The organism is Marinococcus salis (genome assembly GCF_054971365.1).
This window is the reverse complement of record NZ_JBQOJB010000047.1, coordinates 1-1364: the sequence shown is the minus strand read 5'-3', so window position 1 is coordinate 1364 and position 1364 is coordinate 1. Positions and strand designations below refer to the sequence as shown.

At 65.3% G+C, this 1364-nt stretch carries 1 protein-coding gene; it reads left to right on the top strand.

What is annotated here, in order from left to right; translation table 11 throughout:
- The coding region (locus ACTTK6_RS15765; RefSeq protein WP_462833948.1) for a CoA-acylating methylmalonate-semialdehyde dehydrogenase at positions 1-1362 on the top strand (1362 nt) is incomplete at its 5' end.
- Positions 1363-1364 lie beyond the last annotated feature (2 nt).

Here is a 1364-nt window from a genome sequence, read left to right as displayed (position 1 = left end):
GCCACCAGTGAGGTGATCGCCCGCGTCCCGCTTTCCTCGAAGGACGAAGTGAACGAGGCCGTGGAGGCGTCGAAAGCGGCGTACCGCGACTGGTCGACCAAGCCCGTGCCGCAGCGCGCCCGTATCCTGTTTGCCTACCAGCAGCTGCTCGTGAGCCACTGGGACGAGCTCGCCGAGATCATTACGCTCGAAAACGGCAAAAACCTGAAGGAGGCCAAAGGCGAAGTGCAGCGCGGCATCGAATGCGTGGAATTTGCCGCCGGGGCCCCGACGCTCATGATGGGCGACCAGCTCCCGGACATTGCGACGAACATCGAGTCCGGGATGTACCGCTACCCGATCGGCGTCGTCGGCGGGATCACCCCGTTCAACTTCCCGATGATGGTGCCGTGCTGGATGTTTCCGCTCGCGATCGCCTGCGGCAACACGTTCGTGCTGAAGCCGTCCGAGCGGACGCCGATGCTCGCGAACCGGCTCGCCGAGCTGTTCGAGGAAGCGGGCCTCCCGAAGGGCGTCCTGTCCGTGGTGCACGGCGCGCATGACGTTGTGAACGGCCTGCTCGCGCACGAGGATGTGCCGGCGATTTCCTTTGTCGGCTCCCAGCCGGTCGCGGACTACGTGTACAAAACCGGCACGGCGCACGGCAAACGCGTGCAGGCGCTCGCCGGGGCGAAAAACCATACGCTCGTGATGGAGGACGCGGACCTCGATAACGCGGCCTGGCAGATTTTAAACGCCGCCTTCGGCTCCGCGGGCGAACGGTGCATGGCCGCCTCTGTGGTGGCGGTGCAGGAGAGCGTCGCCGACGAGCTGGTGGCCAAGATCCAGGCGTATGCCGACGACGTCACCATCGGCAACGGCCGCGAGAAGGACGTGTTCCTCGGGCCGGTGATCCGCGAGGGGCACCTCGAGAAAACGAAGGCCTACATCGACAAAGGCGTCGAGGAAGGCGCGACGCTCGTGCGCGACGGCCGCGAGGACGAGGTGGCCCGGGAGGGCTACTTTATCGGCCCGACGATCTTTGACCACGTGCAGCAGACGATGACCATCTGGCAGGACGAGCTGTTTGCGCCGGTCTTATCCATCGTGCGGGTGCCGGACCTGACCGCCGGCATCGCGTGGGCGAACGAGTCCCGCTTTGCGAACGGCGCGTGCCTGTTCACAAGCTCCGGGCACCACGTCCGCGAATTCCGGGAGACGATCGATGCCGGGATGCTCGGGGTCAACGTCGGGGTGCCGGCGCCGATGGCGTTCTTCCCGTTTTCGGGCTGGAAGGATTCCTTCTACGGCGACCTGCATGCGAACGGCAAGGACGGCGTGGAGTTCTACACCCGCAAGAAAATGGTGACCGCCCGCTGGTAATC